The organism is Rhizobium phaseoli, from assembly GCF_001664385.1.
In the GTDB taxonomy this organism is placed as follows: Bacteria; Pseudomonadota; Alphaproteobacteria; order Rhizobiales; family Rhizobiaceae; genus Rhizobium; species Rhizobium phaseoli.
Map to the genome: position 1 here is coordinate 3,785,608 of NZ_CP013532.1, position 17,499 is coordinate 3,803,106.

Annotated in this window: 17 protein-coding genes; 10 read left to right on the plus strand and 7 right to left on the minus strand. The window is 62.6% G+C overall.

The genetic code is table 11. The features are described from left to right. The 3 genes from AMC88_RS18240 to AMC88_RS18250 all read left to right on the plus strand — a co-directional run bounded on the left by AMC88_RS18240 (position 1) and on the right by AMC88_RS18250 (position 3,995). A complete protein-coding gene (locus tag AMC88_RS18240) occupies positions 1-1,089 on the plus strand; it encodes an alpha/beta fold hydrolase (RefSeq protein WP_064825633.1) in 1,089 nt (362 codons plus the stop codon). Positions 1,090-1,163: 74 nt separating this feature from the next. Beyond that, entirely contained in the window at positions 1,164-2,900 is a 1,737-nt protein-coding gene (ggt, locus tag AMC88_RS18245) for a gamma-glutamyltransferase (protein WP_012485165.1), read from the plus strand. Between the two features lie 120 nt (positions 2,901-3,020). Beyond that, complete coding sequence (locus AMC88_RS18250; protein ID WP_010022050.1) at positions 3,021-3,995, plus strand: threonine ammonia-lyase; 975 nt, start codon at positions 3,021-3,023, stop codon at positions 3,993-3,995. Between the two features lie 102 nt (positions 3,996-4,097). Here the strand turns inward: AMC88_RS18250 and AMC88_RS18255 are convergent, their stop codons facing one another. Then, positions 4,098-4,991 carry a LysR substrate-binding domain-containing protein gene (locus tag AMC88_RS18255; RefSeq protein ID WP_012485166.1) on the minus strand — a complete coding sequence of 298 codons (894 nt, stop codon included), beginning with the start codon at positions 4,989-4,991 and terminating at the stop codon, positions 4,098-4,100. Between the two features lie 117 nt (positions 4,992-5,108). On the opposite strand from AMC88_RS18255, the gene AMC88_RS18260 reads away from it, so the two are divergent. The 3 genes from AMC88_RS18260 to AMC88_RS18270 are packed head-to-tail and all read left to right on the plus strand — an operon-like array spanning position 5,109 to position 6,477. Next, entirely contained in the window at positions 5,109-5,528 is a 420-nt protein-coding gene (locus AMC88_RS18260; protein ID WP_010017920.1) for a tautomerase family protein, read from the plus strand. Continuing rightward, a complete protein-coding gene (locus AMC88_RS18265) occupies positions 5,525-5,929 on the plus strand; it encodes a cupin domain-containing protein (RefSeq protein WP_012485168.1) in 405 nt (134 codons plus the stop codon). The genes AMC88_RS18260 and AMC88_RS18265 overlap by 4 nt, the downstream gene beginning before the upstream one ends. After that, entirely contained in the window at positions 5,926-6,477 is a 552-nt protein-coding gene (locus AMC88_RS18270; protein ID WP_012485169.1) for a DUF4865 family protein, read from the plus strand. The genes AMC88_RS18265 and AMC88_RS18270 overlap by 4 nt, the downstream gene beginning before the upstream one ends. Positions 6,478-6,479: 2 nt before the next feature. Here AMC88_RS18270 and AMC88_RS18275 read toward each other — a convergent pair whose 3' ends face one another. From AMC88_RS18275 to AMC88_RS18285, 3 genes are all read right to left on the minus strand, one after another. Next, on the minus strand, positions 6,480-7,115 hold the full coding sequence (locus tag AMC88_RS18275; protein ID WP_064825634.1) for a LysE family translocator: 636 nt from the start codon (positions 7,113-7,115) through the stop codon (positions 6,480-6,482). 123 nt (positions 7,116-7,238) lie between these two features. Beyond that, positions 7,239-8,678 (minus strand): pyruvate kinase, encoded by a 1,440-nt coding sequence (pyk, locus tag AMC88_RS18280; RefSeq protein ID WP_012485171.1) that lies wholly within the window; start codon positions 8,676-8,678, stop codon positions 7,239-7,241. Further along, entirely contained in the window at positions 8,678-9,163 is a 486-nt protein-coding gene (locus tag AMC88_RS18285; protein WP_012485172.1) for a DUF1036 domain-containing protein, read from the minus strand. The genes pyk and AMC88_RS18285 overlap by 1 nt, the downstream gene beginning before the upstream one ends. 200 nt (positions 9,164-9,363) lie before the next feature. Between AMC88_RS18285 and AMC88_RS18290 the strand changes: the two genes are divergently transcribed. The 3 genes from AMC88_RS18290 (at position 9,364) to AMC88_RS18300 (ending at position 10,824) form a co-directional block, all read left to right on the plus strand. Beyond that, a complete protein-coding gene (locus AMC88_RS18290; protein WP_012485173.1) occupies positions 9,364-10,170 on the plus strand; it encodes an N-formylglutamate amidohydrolase in 807 nt (268 codons plus the stop codon). Continuing rightward, complete coding sequence (locus AMC88_RS18295) at positions 10,167-10,472, plus strand: DUF1244 domain-containing protein (RefSeq protein WP_012485174.1); 306 nt, start codon at positions 10,167-10,169, stop codon at positions 10,470-10,472. Before AMC88_RS18290 ends, AMC88_RS18295 begins: the two co-directional genes overlap by 4 nt. A gap of 88 nt (positions 10,473-10,560) precedes the next feature. Further along, the gene (locus tag AMC88_RS18300; protein WP_003585771.1) at positions 10,561-10,824 is read left to right on the plus strand and encodes a DUF2312 domain-containing protein; all 264 of its coding nucleotides are present in this window, start codon (positions 10,561-10,563) and stop codon (positions 10,822-10,824) included. Positions 10,825-10,881: 57 nt separating this feature from the next. On the opposite strand, the gene AMC88_RS18305 is transcribed toward AMC88_RS18300, so the two are convergent. The 3 genes from AMC88_RS18305 to AMC88_RS18315 all read right to left on the minus strand — a co-directional run bounded on the left by AMC88_RS18305 (position 10,882) and on the right by AMC88_RS18315 (position 15,179). Next, positions 10,882-11,430: a GNAT family N-acetyltransferase gene (locus AMC88_RS18305; RefSeq protein WP_237353152.1), complete on the minus strand. Its 549-nt coding sequence runs from the start codon at positions 11,428-11,430 to the stop codon at positions 10,882-10,884. 190 nt (positions 11,431-11,620) lie between these two features. Then, a complete protein-coding gene (locus AMC88_RS18310; protein WP_012485177.1) occupies positions 11,621-13,459 on the minus strand; it encodes a peptidoglycan L,D-endopeptidase MepK in 1,839 nt (612 codons plus the stop codon). A 178-nt stretch (positions 13,460-13,637) separates the two neighbouring features. Continuing rightward, positions 13,638-15,179 carry a sigma-54-dependent transcriptional regulator gene (locus AMC88_RS18315; protein WP_004679332.1) on the minus strand — a complete coding sequence of 514 codons (1,542 nt, stop codon included), beginning with the start codon at positions 15,177-15,179 and terminating at the stop codon, positions 13,638-13,640. A gap of 207 nt (positions 15,180-15,386) precedes the next feature. Here AMC88_RS18315 and AMC88_RS18320 point away from each other — a divergent pair, with 207 nt between their 5' ends. Next, positions 15,387-17,240, plus strand: a complete 1,854-nt coding sequence (locus AMC88_RS18320; RefSeq protein WP_012485178.1) for a M3 family oligoendopeptidase — start codon at positions 15,387-15,389, stop codon at positions 17,238-17,240. Positions 17,241-17,499: the final 259 nt, after the last annotated feature.

Here is a 17,499-nt window from a genome sequence, read left to right on the forward strand (position 1 = left end):
ATGCTTGCAGAAGTTTCCGCTCTTCTCGCTCCCCTCGCCGCCGCCATCGGCTACTCCTCTTACAAGGCACGGCGATTCGAACAGGCCTATCCCAATATCGGTGAACTGACGGATATCGGCGGCTACCGCATGAATGCCGTCCATATCAGGCGTCCGGAACAGGCGGATCTGCCCCCTCTCGTCTTCATTCACGGCGCCAGCGGCAATCTGCTCGACCAGCTCGTCGCCTTCCGCACCGCACTCGAGGGCCGGGCCGAAATGCTCTTCGTCGATCGTCCCGGTCACGGCTATTCCGAACGCGGCGGCCCCGAAAATGCGGTGCCTTCCGGCCAGGCGGACGCGATCGCCCGGCTGATGGAGGCGCGCGGCATCGAGAGGGCGATCATTGTTGGTCATTCTTTCGGCGGCGCGATCACCGCAACCTTCGGCCTGCGCCATCCCGAAAAGACAGCCGGCCTGCTCTTTCTCGCACCCGCCACCCATCCCTGGCCGGGCGGCATCGACTGGTATTATCATGTCGCGACGGCGCCGGTCGTCGGCTGGCTGTTCAATCACGCCATCGTCGTGCCGCTGGGGCTCAGCCGGCTGGAGCGCGGCACGCTGAATGTCTTCCGTCCCAATCCGCGCCCGCTCGATTACATCGAAAGGACCGGCCCATCGCTGGTGCTGCGGCCCCGCACCTTCCGCAACAACGCCACCGATTTCAAACGGCTGCTCGCCTATTTGAAAGAGCAATCGCCGCTCTATTCGCAGATCACCGCGCCGACCGTCATCATAACAGGCGATAGCGACGAGATCGTCTGGGAACACCTGCATTCACGCGGCCTTGCCCGCGACATAGCAGGGTCCGAACTCATCACCGTCCGCGGCGTCGGCCACAAGCCGGATTATCTCGCGACCGATGTCGCCATCGCTGCCATGGAAAAGATCGCCGGCAAGCCACGCGACCTGCAGGCAATCGCCCGCAAGGCCGAAGAGCGGCTCGCCGCGGCTTCAGCCGATCGGACGACGCTGCCGTCGCTGGAGCCTCGCGCTCCGCCCGGGCGTGATCCTTCAGCAGCAGGAAACTCGATCGAACGGCTCGCATAAAGCCGATCGCTGCATTGCCTCGAGCCGGCGCAGCCCCATATGTTTTTCCGTTGTTGTCCATAGGAGGGGATATCATGGGCCGCCTGCATATCGGGACGATCGCCGTCGTATCGGCATTGTCGCTCAGCCTGACATCGGCTTTCGCGGCCTCGCCTGCACCTGTTGAAGCAGAACACGGCATGGTCGTCACCGCCCAGCATCTGGCGACCGATGTCGGCGTCGAGGTGCTGAAGAGCGGCGGCAACGCCGTCGATGCGGCCGTCGCTGTCGGTTACGCTCTGGCGGTGGTCTATCCCTCGGCCGGCAATCTCGGCGGCGGCGGCTTCATGACCATCCGCCTGAAAGACGGCACGAAAACCTTCCTCGATTTCCGCGAACGCGCGCCGCTCGCCGCGACGAAGACCATGTATCTTGATGCCAAGGGCGATATCGTGCCGCGTGCCAGCCTCGACGGCTATCTCGCCGTCGGCGTTTCCGGGTCGGTCATGGGCTTCGAAACGGCGCGCGAGAAATACGGCACCCGCTCACGCCAGGATCTGATCGCGCCGGCGCTCCGCTTCGCCAAGGAGGGTTTCACCCTCGAACAGGGCGACGCGGCCATCCTCGCCGGCAGCTCCAAACGCCTCGCCAAGGATGAGGCGGCGGCGAAAATCTTTCTGAAGCCGGATGGCAAGCCCTATGCATCGGGCGAGAAACTTGAGCAACCGGATCTCGCCGCAGTGCTGGCAGCCATCTCCGAAAAAGGCCCCGACGCCTTCTACAAGGCCGCGCCCGCCGAGGCGATCGTCACGGCGAGCCAGTCCAAGGGCGGTATTCTCGCCAGGCAAGATTTCGAGCAATATGCCGTACGCGAACTGAAGCCGATCGAATGCAATTACCGCGGCTACGACATCATCTCCTCGCCGCCGCCCTCCTCCGGCGGCGTCATCATCTGCGAAATCCTCAACGTTCTCGAAGGTTATCCACTTTCCTATCTCGGCTACGCCTCGGCAGAAACGGTGCACGTGATGGTCGAGGCGATGCGCTATGCCTATGTCGACCGCAATGCGGCGCTGGGCGATCCTGATTTCGTCGAAAACCCGGTCGAAAAACTGCTCGACAAGAACTACGCCAAGGAGACCGCAGCAAAGATCGATCCCTACAAAGCCGGCACGTCGGCGGATTTGAAGCCGCTCGGCGGCAAGGAAAGCAACGAGACGACGCATTATTCGATCATCGATGACGAGGGCAATGCGGTCGCTGTCACCTACACGCTGAACGGCTCCTTCGGCGCCGCCGTCGTGGCGCCGGGCACCGGTGTCCTGCTCAACAACGAGATGGACGATTTTACCTCCAAACCCGGCGTGCCGAACCTCTACGGTCTGGTGCAGGGCGAGGCGAACGCCATCGCGCCGAAAAAGACGCCGCTCTCCTCGATGAGCCCGACGATCATCACCCGCGACGGCAAGCCCTTCATGGTGATCGGCAGCCCCGGCGGCTCGCGCATCATCACCATCACGCTGGAGGCATTCCTCAACGTCGTCGATTTCGGCATGGATATCAGCCAGGCGGTCAATGCACCGCGTTTCCATCACCAATGGCAGCCTGATAAGATCTTTCTCGAGCCCTATGCGCTTTCGCCGGATACGGAAAGGACGCTTGCCGCCATGGGCTATAGCTTCGACGGCGGCAACGACGCGCCGCTCTGGGGCCAGGCTGCCGGCATCCTGGTCGGCGGCAAAAGCCTCGCCGCCATCGAAAAGGGCGGTGGCGCCCGCTATAACGGCGCCATGGATGCTCGGGCGGCAGAAGGTTCGGCCGGCGGCTATTGATGGCGCCAAAATGGTTAGCGCGGCTGATAACCATTCATGTCACGGTGACAAAGTCGACGTTCACAAACGGCGTGCCGCGTCCTATGCATGTCAGAACTCTCCAAGCAGGACGATTCCCGAATGGCAAGCATTGAAATGATTGTCGCCGCCCGCGCCCGTCTACGCGGTCATGCGCGCCGCACGCCGCTTCTTTCCTCCCCGTTCCTGAACGAGATCGCCGGTCGGCGCCTGTTCGTGAAGGCGGAATGTCTGCAGCATTCCGGTTCCTTCAAATTTCGCGGCGGCTGGTCCGCCGTCTCCGGCCTCGATCCGGCCGTGCGCGCCCGCGGCGTCATTGCCTTCTCCTCGGGCAATCATGCGCAGGGTGTGGCGTTGGCCGCCAAGCTGCACGGCGTGCCGGCCGTCATCATCATGCCGAGCGATGCGCCAAAGCTGAAGATCGCCAACACCCGCGCCTTCGGCGCTGAAGTGGTGCTCTACGACCGCGCCAACGAGGATCGCGACGCAATCGGCGCCCGACTTTCGGCCGAGCGCGGCCTGACGCTGATCAAGCCTTTCGATGAGCCGCTGGTGATCGCCGGCCAGGGCACGACCGGCCTTGAGATTTCCGAACAGATTGAGGAAGAAGGCGTGACATCCGCCGACGTTCTCGTGCCCTGCGGCGGCGGCGGACTGACCTCCGGCATCGCCCTTGCCCTCGAAGCCAGTGCTCCCGGCCTTCGCGTCCGCCCCTGTGAGCCCAGGGATTTCGACGACACCACCCGCTCGCTCGCCTCCGGCAGGATCGAGCGCAACGCGACGATATCAGGCTCGATCTGCGATGCGATCCTGACGCCGCAGCCGGGAAACATCACCTTTCCGATCCTCAGGCGCCTTGCCGGCGCCGGCATCGTCGTCAGCGATGAAGAGGCGCTGCGCGCCATGGCGCTCGCCTTCGTCAGGCTGAAGATCGTCGTCGAACCCGGCGGCGCCGTGGCGCTCGCCGCCGCCCTCTTCCATGGCGAGGCGCTGGAAAGCGACGCGGTCATCGCCGTCACCTCCGGCGGCAACGTCGATGCCGATCTCTTCGCCATGGCGCTCGAACGCTTCGGCTGAGATTTTGATGCATGTCGCCCGGAACAGCGGTTCCGGGACAACGACACGCATAAAAACAAAGAACTAAAGCGCGTTGCGTGAATCAAACTTGATGCGACGCGCTTAGCGCCTTTCCTGCAGCGCCCCGTGCACGGACTGCAGCACGAGCTCACCAAGCCGCGCCGCAGCCGGTTGCAGCTCGGCTTCGGCCCGATGCAGAACCAGGCCAAGCTTCGGCAGGTCGGGCAGTCCAACCGCCTTCGGCGTCAGCGGCCGGAGCTTCGCCGGCACGCCGATCGGGGTGCGGATGGTAAGGCCGAGACCGGCTGCCGTCGCCGCCCAGAGGCCGCCGAGACTGGCACTGACGAAGGCGAGCCGCCAGGAAATGCCGGCCTCGTCAAGCGCCTTTGTCGCCGCGCTGCGCAACAGGCAGGGCGCCTCCAGCGAGGCAAGCGGCATCGGCTCGCCACTTGCCGCATGCCAGCCGATCGGCCCCTCCGCAGGCCCGATCCAGCACATCGGCACTTCGCCGATCCGCTCGCAATGCGCCGTCAGCGCGCCGGCGCTCCAGGCGAGCGCCAGGTCGAGCTTGCCTGAGGTGACGCGATCGAGCAGTTCGGTATTGCGTCCGACCCGCGCCTCGATGCGGACCTTCGGATGGGCGCGGGCGAAACGACCGAGCACCTCGGGCAGCAAAGTCTCTCCGAAATCCTCCTGCAGCCCGAGCCGCACCCAGCCCTCCAGTTCGATGCTGTTTACGGCCGCGGCCGCCTCGTCGTTGAGCTCCAGGAGCCGCCGGGCATAACCGAGCAGCGTCTCGCCGGCGTCGGTCAACGCCAGTCCGCGTCCCGCCTTGCGGAAGATCGGCGTGCCCGCCTGCTCCTCCAACTTCTTCAGCTGGGCGCTGACAGCCGAGGTCGAACGCCCGAGCCGTTCGGCAGCCTTGGCGAAATTGCCAAGCTCCATGCCGGTCGAAAAGGTTCGAAGCACATCAAGATCGAAGATCGTCCGCCGCACCGTACAGTTCCAATTTTCAGGATCATACGTTCAAAAAATTCTGATTTTCAGCATTATCGTGTCGTGCCAAGGTTTCCTTGTCAAGGCCGACGGACGGCCTTAATCATGGAGTTTCCTATGCCCTTTGTTCGCATTTCTCTTCGCAAAGGCAAGTCGCCGGACTATCTCGCAGCACTCGCCGACACCATTCAACGCGCCCTTGTCGAGACCTTCGATGTGCCCGCGAGTGATCGCTTTCAGACCATCCACCAGCATGATGAGCACGAGCTGATCTTCGACCGCAACTACCTCGCCGGTCCGCGCTCCGACGATTTCGTCTATATCTCGATCACGATCGGCCGCCCCCGCACGGCCGAGATGAAGGCGACGCTCTACCGCCGGCTTGTCGATCTCCTGGCGCAATCGCCGGGGCTTCGACCGGAGGACGTGATGATTGTCATCAGCACCAGCGCCCCGGAAGACTGGTCCTTCGGCAACGGCGTCGCCCAGATGACGGACCCTGACTGGCGGGCGCGGGCGCTCGGGGGCCAGCAATGAGCGCTTCGAACCCGAGGGCGATGACCGTCAGCCGTCCCGGCAGGGCGGTGCGCTCGCCGGAGGGCGTCGCAACAGCGCCGTTCTGGGTCGAAATGCTGCTCGAAAGCAGCGCTGACGGTGAAAACACCGCCATGCGCGCCACGCTCGATCCCGGCACCATCACGCGCTGGCACACGCATCCCAGGGGCCAGTTGCTCTATGTGCTTTCCGGCCATGGGCTGGCGCAGAGCGAAGGCGGCGCCGCCGAGACGCTGCGTGCCGGCGATGCCATCTGGTTTGCGCCCGGCGAGCGCCATTGGCATGGCGCGGCCGACGACAGCCCCTTCAGCTATCTCAGCATCCAGGCGGTTGAAAACGGCAGCATTGTCGAATGGCTGCAGCCCGTGGAGGAATGCTCATGATCGCCATGCAGTATAGTTTCACTCTGCCCGCCGATTACGACATGTCGATCGTCGACCGCCGCGTCCGTGACAAGGGGCCGCTGCTCGACGGCTTTCCCAATCTCGGTTTCAAGGCTTACCTCAGCGCCCGCAGGGATGAAATCGCCAGCCGCGACAATCTCTATGCGCCCTTCTATCTCTGGCAGAAGCCGGAAGGGGCGAGCGACTTCCTCTGCAGCCCGGGCTTCGAAACCCTGACCAGCGCCTTCGGTTGGCCACAGGTCAGAACCTGGATCGTCTGGCATGCGGAGGCTTCACCTCATATCGCCGCGGCCAGGTTTGCGACACGCGACATCCTGTCAACGGAGCCCTACGCGCCGCTCGCCGATATCCGCGAGGCCGAAAGTGCTGCCGCTGGAGCCGACGTTGCGGCAGGCGGCGCGCTTGCCTCCGTCTCCGGTTTCGAACCGACGACATGGACGCGAGTGCGATTCAGATTATGGCCGGAAATGCCCGCAATTGACGCGCGCACCCAAGGCTATCGCGTCGGTCACCTGTCCCTGCCCTGACGTCAAACGGTCGCCCGCCGGTAGAAGGCGAGCGAGCCGGCAAGCGCCAGCAGCGCGCCGCCGCAGGCGCGCTCCAGCCACAGGGTGCCCGATGTTTTCAGAAGACGCACCGCCTGCGAACCGAAGAAGGCGTAGCCGAACATGATGAGAAAATCGAGCGCGGCAAAGGTGAGCGCGAGCAGCGCGTATTGCCCAGCCTGCGGCAGGGTCGGGTCGATGAATTGCGGCAGAAAGGCCGAGAAGAACAGATAGCCCTTCGGGTTGGTCGCAGCGACCATGAAGCTCTTCAACCCGATCGAGAAGATCGAAGACGCACCCGCCGCCGCCCCCGGCTGGAGCGCCGCATCGATCGTGCCCTTCGAGCGCAAAAGCATGATGCCGAGAAAGGCAAGATAGGCAGCCCCGGCCCATTTGAGCATCGAGAACCAGAATTCCGATGCCGCCAGCACCGCGCCGAGACCGATTGCCACGGCACCGATCAGCACGAAATCGGAAAGTACGGCGCCGATCATGCCCGCAACCGCTCGGCGCAGCGCATGTCGCGAACCGTTTGTCAGCGCCAGCAGCACCGTCGGCCCCGGCGTCGCGATGCCGACGAAGGAAACGGCTGCAAAAGCGAGAAGCGTGACGATGTCCATGATGATCCCTCCAAGCCCGGAGGGTGAAACTTGCACAGGCCGCAACCCGTGGCAATGCCTTGCCATTAACGAAAAAGCCCGCCGCCTCCTTGAGGCAGCGGGCTCTTGTAGGGATGCGTCGGATCAGATGCCGCTCTGGCCGTCGGAACCGATATAGGCAATGCGGATCATGTTGGTGGCGCCGGGCGTGCCGAGCGGCACGCCGGCCGAAATGATGATGCGGTCGCCGGGCTTGCCGAAGCCTTCATCGGCGACGATGCGGCAGGCGCGGTTGACCATGTCGTCGAGATCGGTGGCGTCATGGGTGACGACGCAATGCAGGCCCCAGACGATGGCAAGCCGGCGCGCCGTCTTGATGATCGGCGACAGCGCCAGGATCGGCACCTGCGGACGCTCGCGCGAGGCGCGAAGGCCTGTCGTACCCGAGGAGGTATAGCAGACGATCGCCGACAGTTTCAGCGTCTCGGCGATCTGGCGAGCGGCGAGCGAGATCGCATCGGCGCCGGTCGCTTCCGGCTGAGCACGCTGCGCATAGATGATGCCGGGATAATGCGGCTCGCGCTCGATCGCAGTGGCAATCGACGCCATGGTCGAGACGGCTTCGACCGGATAGTCGCCGGAAGCCGATTCGGCCGAGAGCATGACGGCGTCGGCGCCTTCGAAGACGGCGGTCGCGACGTCAGACACTTCGGCGCGCGTCGGCACCGGCGCCGAGATCATCGATTCCAGCATCTGCGTGGCGACGACCACCGGCTTGCCCGAACGGCGGCAGGCGCGGATCAGCTGCTTCTGGATGCCGGGAACCGACTCGAGCGGCATTTCGACGCCGAGATCGCCTCGGGCGACCATCAGGGCATCGGACAGCTCGATGATTTCCTCGATGCGCTCGAGAGCCTGCGGTTTTTCGATCTTCGACATCAGGCCGACGCGGCCGCGGGCGATCTTGCGCACTTCGGCAAGGTCGTCGGGACGCTGGACGAAGGACAGCGCCACCCAGTCGACATCGTCGGTGGCCAGCACGGCGTCGAGGTCGGCGCGGTCCTTATCCGTCAGAGCCCCGACGCCGAGCAGCGTGTCGGGAAGGCTGACGCCCTTGCGGTCGGAGATGCGCGTGCCCGAAATAACGGTAGTGACGATGCTCTTGCCGTCGCATTTTTCGGCGCGCAGCGCCAGCTTGCCGTCGTCGATCAGCAGGCGATGGCCGGGCTGCACCGATTCCAGAATCTCCGGATGCGGCAGATAGACGCGGGTCTGATCGCCGAGCGCTTCATTATTGTCGAGCGTGAAGGTCTGGCCGGGCTTCAGGTCGACCTTGCTGTCGACGAACTTGCCGACACGCAGTTTCGGCCCCTGCAGGTCGGCCAAAATGCCGATCGGCCGCCCGGAGCGGGCTTCGACCGAGCGAATGCGTTGGATCAGCGTGCGCATCAGGTCGTGGCTCGCATGGCTCATATTGATGCGGAAGACGTCGGCACCGGCCTGGTGCAGCTTCTCGATCATCGATTCCTCGGCGGAGGCGGGCCCGAGGGTGGCGAGGATTTTAATTTTGCGATTACGCTTCATCAATTCTGGCTTTCTTGCGTCCCTGGGGTGTCGGAGAGTTGGACCATCCAGCTGCCCTGGCGGCCCGTGTCGTATTCCTTGAATCCCATCTTCTGGTAACCGCGGGCATAACAATCCTGCACGCCCGAGATCTTGAACTCGTTTTCCGCCACGCACATCTGCACGTCCCCCGTCCATCGTCCTCCCCGGGCGGCGTCCTCTGCGTAGAGGTAATAATAACGCGACTGCAGTTCTCCCTCGATCAGCGTGGCGCAGGTTGTTGCCGGCACTTGCCACCAGCCTTCCGTCACCCAGCCATCCTTGGCCCGGTACCCGATCGCGACGCCGACGAGATTCTGTGTTCCGTTGCAGACGCGAAAATCGGCGCGTGCGGCATCTGCGATGAAGAACGGCATAAAGGCTGCAAGAGCGAACAGAGCGAGTCGGACCAGCGGTCCGGACCGCGTGAGGAAACTTGGCGCGGCTTGAATCAACACGGCTCCCAAATAGCTCCACGGTTATTCATATCCGTGTCTTCTTGCGCCGCCGTCATGCGAAAGTCAACGCGATGCTAATCGATTATATTTCCTTTCATAAACTGTACGTCAAGGGTCATCTCCGTTCCTGCCGCCTGTAGTGCTTGAACCGTCGGCAGCCACATGCGATCACTGAGCCCGACCGCGCAATGACGAATGGCAATTCCTTCATGGACGACTTCCAATCCTTCGAAATCCTATCCGGCAAACATGACAAAGGCATGGTGATCCTCGCCGATCACGCGATGAACCGCCTGCCCGCGCGATATGGCCGGCTCGGCCTGCCCGATGCCGCCTTTGCCCGACACATCGCCTATGACATCGGCATCGAGGGCCTGACACGGCAGCTTTCGGCGAGACTCGGCGTGCCCGCAGTGCTTGGCGGCTTCTCGCGCCTGCTGATCGACCCGAACCGCGGTGAAGATGACCCGACACTGATCATGAAGATTTCCGACGGCGCCGTCATCCCGGGCAATCATCCGATCACAGCGCAGGAATGGGAGTATCGCATCGAGACCTTCCATCGCCCCTATCACCATGCCGTGGCAGCAACGATCGATAGGGTTGCGAACGCCACAGGCCGGGCGCCGCTGGTCCTGTCGCTGCATTCCTTCACGCCGGCGTGGAAAGGAATTCCCCGCCCCTGGCATGCCGCAGTCCTCTGGGACAGCGACCGGCGCGCCGTCGGCCCGCTGCTCGACATGCTGCGCGCCGATCCGGATCTCGTCGTTGGCGACAACGAGCCCTATGACGGCGCCCTGAAGGGCGATACCATGTACCGCCACTGCATGATGACCGGCATCCCGCACGCGCTGCTCGAAGTGCGCCAGGATCTGATCACAGACGAGACCGGAATTGCTGCATGGGCCGAACGCCTGGCGCCGATCTTTGCGGCGATGAACGCCGATCCTGCCCTGCACGAATACGACGTCCATCTGTCGCGTACCGGTCCCTATGAAGGAAGGAAAGCGAGATGACCGCGCTCAACAAAGAACAGCAGACCGAATTCGAAGCCGCCGCCTTCCGCCGCCTCGTCGCGCATCTTCAGAAGCGCAGCGACGTGCAGAACATCGATTTGATGAATCTCGCCGGCTTCTGCCGCAACTGCCTGTCGAACTGGTACCGCGAAGCGGCCGAAGCCGAGGGCGTTGCGATGACGAAGGACGAATCGCGCGAAATGGTCTACGGCATGGCTTACGAGGACTGGAAAAATCTCCACCAGAACGAGGCCTCGCCTGTGCAAAAGGCCGCTTTTGAACTGAACAACCCGCACAAATAGCCCATCACGCGGCGAATAGGCTTGACCCTCGCGCCGCTTCGCGGCAGTCACGGGCATCCAAAACTATCATCCCAATCAGGAGAACACGATGTCTGATGCTCATGGCGTCGCCCGCGACCAGCTTCGCGCTTTCATCGAGCGCATTGAACGGCTGGAAGAAGAAAAGAAGACCATCGCCGACGACATCAAGGACGTCTATGGCGAAGCCAAGGGAATGGGCTTCGACACCAAGATCCTGAAGAAGGTCGTGGCGCTGCGCAAAAAGGACGAGCAGGAGCGCATGGAAGAGGAAGCGATCCTCGACACCTACCTGCACGCGCTCGGCATGATCGAGTCCCCGCCGGAAGGCTGATCCGACTGGAATCACCGATGCCGACAAGCCGCTGGAGCGATCCGGCGGCTTTTTTTCTCAGGCTAATCCGCCGTTAAGCCGTCCGACCAAGTCCAATTGCATCACGACGTCGGTCTGGGGGTCCTCGCCAACCATAAATGTCGTGCTGCCGATCGCAGCAAATCCAACCCGCCTGTAGAATGCCAAAGCTCGATTATTCCGTTCGAACACCGTCAACTCCAAGTGTCTAACGCCGCGCTCCCCGGCCTCGCCGACAACGGCGTCGAGAAGACCGCTGGCCAATCCGCGTCCCCTCCACCCGGCATCGACATAAATTCGCTTGAGAAGAGCAGAGCGTTCATCGGCCAAGCGCACGACGACATGCGCATACCCAATGATCAGATTATCGACCATCGCGACAAAAACGGCGGCTGAAGGATCGTCGATCTCGGCAGCCTGGCGTTCCGTGCTGAAATGCTCGTCGATATAGGATTCGAGATCGGACGCTGCTGTGTCGCCGCTGTAGGTGTCGCGGAATAGTCGTACCGCGAAGTCGGACAAGGCTTCGGCATCAGATCGGCGCGCGCGTCTAATCATCGACGCGGCTGGCAAAGCACCCTCTGTCACGACATTCTCTCCCTTCGATCTTCGAGCGGATAGAGCCTGCAGAATGCTTCAGGAGGATAGTTTCGGCAAGGATAATGGTCGCAATGTGCCTGCCCGAGCGAGACGAGCCCCGTTGCGTCTAGGGAATCTGCAATTGGTTGGCGGCTGCCGATCGCATCGGCAGCTTCCGATACTTCGATGATCGGCACGCTCAGTTCGTATTGAACTTGCGCACTTCCATGAAGTTGACGGCCGTACCGCTGAAGCGGGCCGGATCGACTGAGGCGGTCTTGACGTTGAAGCCTTCGGCATAGACGGCGGTCGGCTGGGCACGCATCGTCTGGCTGACGAAGCGCGGCGCCTTGACCTGCTTGGAGGCCATTTCGAGGCGGGCATTGGTCAGCGCCCACTGCGAAATCATCTTCTGCGTTAGCTTCGGCTCGGTACGCACCGTCGCGCGGCTGGCGTCGGCCGCAGCGGCCTCCTTATGCGTCGGGCGGCCACCCTTGCTGGGAACAGCCGGTGCCACGGCGTTTTCGGCAGCCGGTTCGTCGAAGGCGTCGCCGAAGCTTGCCGACTTCGTGACTGGCGCCAGGGCTGCGAGCTGAAGCGACGGCTTCTGGGCAGGCGGCTGTTGCGGCATCGCGGCGTTGATCGCCTGCTCAACCGTCATCTCGGGAGCGTGCGCAGCGACCTGATTTTCGTCACCCTTGTTCTGCTGGTCGAGAGCATCGGCAACGGCAGGAGACAGTCCGCCGTCCTGATCGGCCTCGTCGGCCTCTGCTTCCGGATCGGCATCGGCCGCAGCGAGAAGCTTTTCGGCCAGAGCAGGACGTTCAACCGGCGTCGGAACCGGCATTCCGCTCAGCATGGCGGGGTCGGTCGAAGCAACTTCGGCATCGCCGGGCGCGCGGCGCTGACCAAGAAGCGAGGGGACCGGGATACTGTAGGCGCTGAGATCAGCGAATTGCTGCGGCTGGGCCTGATCGACCGGGAGCGCGGCCAGGGCCTGCTGCGCGGCATTACCCGAAGGCGGCGCCACCAGGGCGCTTGCCACTTCGCTACCGGCCGGCTGGTTGCTGAATGCCGGACGAACCTGCGGCACCGGCGCGTTGACATCGGCGACCTCAGTCTGTTGCGGCTCGGCAGGGGCAGGCTCGGCCTTCGGCGGCGTGGCCTTGGCGACGGCGACCGGGGCCGAATCGTCGGTATCGTCTTCCTGCTCGTCCGCGCCGCCGCCGAAGAGCGCCGCAAACAGCGTCTTGTGCTTCGGCGCCGATTCGGAAGCGCTGGCGATCTCGATCTGCGTGCCGCTGACGCGGCGCTTGTAGTCGGCCATCGCCTGCTGATAGCCCGGCAGCGGCTTACCGTCGGCCGGAATATGGATGGTATTACCGTTCGGGAACAGCCGGACGAGCTCGTCGCGGCTCATGCGCGGCCAGGCGCGAACACCGCCGACATCCATGTGCACGAAGGGCGAGCCGGATTTCGGATAGAAGCCGACGCCGCCGACCTGCATCTTCATGCCGATGCCGCGCAAGGTTGCGAGCTTGACATCAGGAATGAAGAAATCCATCGCCTTGCCGAGCATGTGCTGGCTCTTTTCGGCGACGCCGGAATTGCGCGAGCGCCCGCGCAGCATCTCGTTGGTCGCCGGCGAGCGGAAGCCGCAGACAACATTGATGTAGTCCCGTGAACCGCTCTGGCGATAGACTTCCCAGATCAGGTCGAACAGGCGCGGATCCATCTTCGTCGGCTGGTTCTTGCGCCAGTCACGGAGGAAGCGGTTCAGCTGCTCCAGACCCTTGGGATCGAACTTGCCGTTACGCTTGTAGGTGATGACCGCCTTTTCGCCGGTATGGATGAAATAGAGCTTGAGGCTGCGGGTTTCGCCCGCGGCCTCGGAAGGCGTACTGACGAATACCGGCGAGGAAACCGCAAGCGCAAGAAGGGCGGCCGCCGCCGTCCTCACTGCCTTTCCGCAGATGTCGGCGCACAAAGAACGCCAGCTCAAGCGCGAAGGCTTGGAAATCCCATTCAGATTCGGCAACTCGATCCCCGTCAGACAGACAATGTCCCGTACTGTCTCAGATGACTGTCAAATGCGGTCACACGATGGCAAAAATGCCACACATGATCAACCTTTTCTTTACATAGTGAACGAGCCACTAACAAGTGGTTTATGATCAGTAACAAATCGTGGTTGCCTGAGTCTTAATAAATAGGGCTTAAGCCGCATCTTTCTGGGGATTATCGGGGTCTATGCCGTAATCTTTGAGCTTGCGATAAAGTGTGGATCGTCCGATGCCAAGCTTGCGCGCCACTTGACTCATCTGTCCGCGATAGAATTTGAGCGCGAATCGGATGAGTTCCTCCTCGACATCGGCAAGCTTGCGCACGTCGCCTGAGGGGTTGACGCTGGCGATTGCATTATCGGAGGCCTCGGACAGGCGGTGATGGTGAACCTCAGGCGGCGCCCGGTATTCTTCGCTATATGCCTCGTCCGCGTCGAGGCCGGTATTGTCGGCGACGAGCGCCAGGTGATCCACCACTTCATATTCCGGAAGCTGGGCGGCGATCTGCGGGAAGTCCGCCTCGGTCAGCTCGGGCCCCTCGGCGAGAACAACCGCGCGGAAGATCGCGTTTTCGAGCTGGCGGATATTGCCCGGCCAGTCGTAGGCGGTCAGCAGCGCCAACGCGCCTGAGTTCACCGTCATGCGGCGGCCGTTCTTCTGCTCGCTGGAGAAGCGGTCGGCAAAGACGCGCACCAGGTGCGGAATGTCTTCCTTGCGCTTGCGCAACGCCGGGATGGTGATCGGGAAGACGTTGAGGCGATAGTAAAGATCTTCGCGGAAATGACCGTTCTTGACTTCTTCGATCAGGTCCTTGTTGGTTGCCGAGATCAGCCGGACATTGACCTTGTGGGCCGTGCGCGCACCGACGGTCTCGATCTCGCCCTGCTGCACCGCGCGCAGCAGCTTCACCTGCACTTCGAGCGGCAGGTCGCCGATCTCGTCGAGGAAGATGGTGCCGCCGTCGGCCTCCATGAACTTGCCGATGTGACGTTCGGTCGCGCCGGTGAAGGCGCCCTTCTCATGGCCGAAGAGGATGCTCTCCACGAGATTGTGCGGGATCGCCCCGCAATTGACGGTGACGAACGGCTTGTTCGAGCGCTCGCCGCCGGACTGGATGGCGCGCGCCACCAGTTCCTTGCCGACGCCTGATTCGCCTTCGAGCACGACGGGAATGTTGGATTGCGCCGCTCGCTGGGCGAGGTCGATGACGCGGAGCATCGCCGGGCTGGCCGATACGATGTCGTCGAAGCCGACGGAGCCTGAACGCGACCGGCGTCCGGCCCGTGCCTTCACCTCGCGCTGGTCGAGCTTCATCGCATTGGAGATCGACGTGGCGATCCGTTCGGGCGAAACCGGCTTGACGACGAAATCGAAGGCGCCGGCGCGCATCGCCTGCACGACGGTCTCGATGCCGCCTTGACCCGTCTGCACGATGACCGGGATCTGCGTGCCGAATTCGTGAAGCGCGTCGAGGAATTCGAGGCCGGTCATCTCGGGCATCATCAGGTCGAGCACGATGACGTTGAAAAGGCCGCTGTCGCGTTTGACCATTTCAAGGCCGATCCGGCCGTTTTCCGCCTGGTGCACGACATGGCCGTGACGCTCGATTGCGTTTTTGAGCAGGCGGCGCTGCACCGGGTCGTCCTCGACCACGAGGATTTGCCCTGCTCCCTTGAGCTCATTGTAACCGGTCATTGTCGCCTCACTTCATGCGAAACCATGGAGGGCACTCTGGCAGAAAGGCTTGAACATCCAGTTTTGAGAAACAATTGCATTTTAACGATTGCGACGGCCGTTTTTCGTGCCGAAGCGAGGCTGTTGATGGGCCGAAAGGCCCTTGATGCGGCGCCTGCTCACGCTTATTCAAACAGACCTGTTATAAAGTGGAGAGGAATTGCGTTTATGAAAATCAAGCTCCCGCACGCCAGCCTTCATTTGTCGCCTGCAGCGCCGGCGGGGCCTGCCGATCCGGCGCTCGGCGATCTGCCGGTCTGGAAGCTGCAGGATCTTTATCCCTCCGCCACGTCGACCGCCTTCGTTGCCGACATGGAAAAGGCCGGCAAGGCCGCGATCGCCTTCGAGCAAAGGTGGAAGGGCAAACTCGCCGACGCCGCGACGAAAGCCGGCGCTGAGGGCATCGGCGCGGCGCTGAAGGAATATGAGGCGCTTGACGACATCATGGGCCGTCTCGGCTCCTTCGCCGGCCTCACTTATTTCTCCGACACCACAAACCCGACCAACGGCAAGCTCTACGGCGACGTGCAGGCCAAGATCACCGAATTCTCAGGCCATCTCCTGTTCTTCGCGCTGGAGCTGAACCGCATCGACGACGCGGTCATCGACGCCTGCATCGCCAACGACCCCGATGCCGGCCATTATCGCCCCTGGCTGATCGACCTCAGGAAAGACAAGCCCTATCAGCTCGACGACAGGCTGGAGCAGCTCTTCCTCGAAAAGTCGATGACATCGGCCGCCGCGTTCAATCGCCTGTTCGACGAAACCATGGCGGAACTTCGCTACGAAATCGATGGCGCGAAGGTGCCGCTCGAGGTTGCCTTGAACATGTTGCAGGAGAAGGATCCGGAGGTGCGCCGCAAGGCCGCGATGGCGCTCGCTGAGACCTTCAAGGCCAATATCCGCATCTTCACGCTGATCACCAACACGCTTGCCAAGGACAAGGATATCTCCGACCGCTGGCGCGGCTTCGAGGACATTGCCGACTCCAGGCACCTTGCAAACCGTGTCGAGCGCGTGGTCGTCGATGCGCTCGCCGCCGCCGTCCGGGAAGCCTATCCCCGCCTTTCGCACCGCTATTATAAGATGAAGGCGAAATGGCTCGGCATGGAGCAAATGAACTTCTGGGATCGCAACGCGCCGCTTCCGGAAACCTCCAGCGCCGTCATCTCCTGGTCCGACGCAAAGGACACGGTGCTGTCGGCCTATGGCAACTTCGCCCCCGAGATGGCTGATATCGCCAGGCGCTTCTTCGACGAGCAATGGATCGATGCTCCGGTCCGTCCCGGCAAGGCGCCCGGCGCCTTCGCCCATCCGACGGTTCCCTCGGCCCATCCCTATGTGCTCGTCAACTATATGGGCAAGCCACGTGACGTGATGACGCTTGCCCATGAACTCGGGCACGGCGTGCACCAGGTTCTCGCCGGCGCGCAAGGGGCGCTGATGTGCCAGACGCCGCTGACGCTTGCCGAAACCGCCTCCGTCTTCGGCGAGATGCTGACCTTCCGCGCACTTCTCGAAAAGACTACCGACAGACGCGAGCGCAAAGCGATGCTGGCCCAGAAGGTCGAGGACATGATCAACACGGTCGTGCGCCAGATCGCCTTCTACGAATTCGAGCGCAAGCTGCACACCGCCCGCAAATCAGGTGAACTGACCGCCGACGACATCGGCGAACTCTGGCTCTCCGTCCAGTCGGAAAGCCTCGGGCCGGCGATCAGCATTTCCGAGGGCTACGAGACCTATTGGGCCTATATCCCTCACTTCATCCACTCGCCATTCTACGTCTACGCCTATGCCTTCGGCGACTGCCTGGTGAATTCGCTCTATGCCGTCTACCAGAAGGCCGAGAAGGGTTTCCAGGAGAAGTATTTCGAGCTGCTGAAGGCCGGCGGCACCAAGCATCATTCCGAACTGCTGAAACCTTTCGGCCTCGACGCCACCGATCCGTCGTTCTGGAGCCATGGCCTGTCGATGATTGAAGGGCTGATCGACGAATTGGAAGCTTTGGATAAGGCGTAAGAGAGCGAGTCCCTTCTCCCCTCGGGGAGAAGGTGCCGGCAGGCGGATGAGGGGGGCTACACGGTAGCCGCTCTCCTTCGCATACGCTCAGGACGTCGTTTCGCTCCACCCCCTCATCTGCCCATGGGGCATCTTCTCCCCGAGGGAAGAAGAGAGAAAATATCTGACGCTCCCGATCGCATCCGAGCCATGGGGAGCAGAACAACTGAAAGCGTTGCGTGTCCGATCAACCCTATATCCTCTTCCGCGACGATACGAC

Coding starts and splice junctions, on each gene's coding strand:
- AMC88_RS18240 (WP_064825633.1), top strand. CDS start 1: ATGCTTGCAGAAGTTTCCGCTCTTCTCGCTCCCCTCGCCGCCGCCATC.
- ggt (WP_012485165.1), top strand. CDS start 1,164: ATGGGCCGCCTGCATATCGGGACGATCGCCGTCGTATCGGCATTGTCG.
- AMC88_RS18250 (WP_010022050.1), top strand. CDS start 3,021: ATGGCAAGCATTGAAATGATTGTCGCCGCCCGCGCCCGTCTACGCGGT.
- AMC88_RS18260 (WP_010017920.1), top strand. CDS start 5,109: ATGCCCTTTGTTCGCATTTCTCTTCGCAAAGGCAAGTCGCCGGACTAT.
- AMC88_RS18265 (WP_012485168.1), top strand. CDS start 5,525: ATGAGCGCTTCGAACCCGAGGGCGATGACCGTCAGCCGTCCCGGCAGG.
- AMC88_RS18270 (WP_012485169.1), top strand. CDS start 5,926: ATGATCGCCATGCAGTATAGTTTCACTCTGCCCGCCGATTACGACATG.
- AMC88_RS18275 (WP_064825634.1), bottom strand. CDS start 7,115: ATGGACATCGTCACGCTTCTCGCTTTTGCAGCCGTTTCCTTCGTCGGC.
- pyk (WP_012485171.1), bottom strand. CDS start 8,678: ATGAAGCGTAATCGCAAAATTAAAATCCTCGCCACCCTCGGGCCCGCC.
- AMC88_RS18290 (WP_012485173.1), top strand. CDS start 9,364: ATGGACGACTTCCAATCCTTCGAAATCCTATCCGGCAAACATGACAAA.
- AMC88_RS18295 (WP_012485174.1), top strand. CDS start 10,167: ATGACCGCGCTCAACAAAGAACAGCAGACCGAATTCGAAGCCGCCGCC.
- AMC88_RS18300 (WP_003585771.1), top strand. CDS start 10,561: ATGTCTGATGCTCATGGCGTCGCCCGCGACCAGCTTCGCGCTTTCATC.
- AMC88_RS18315 (WP_004679332.1), bottom strand. CDS start 15,179: ATGACCGGTTACAATGAGCTCAAGGGAGCAGGGCAAATCCTCGTGGTC.
- AMC88_RS18320 (WP_012485178.1), top strand. CDS start 15,387: ATGAAAATCAAGCTCCCGCACGCCAGCCTTCATTTGTCGCCTGCAGCG.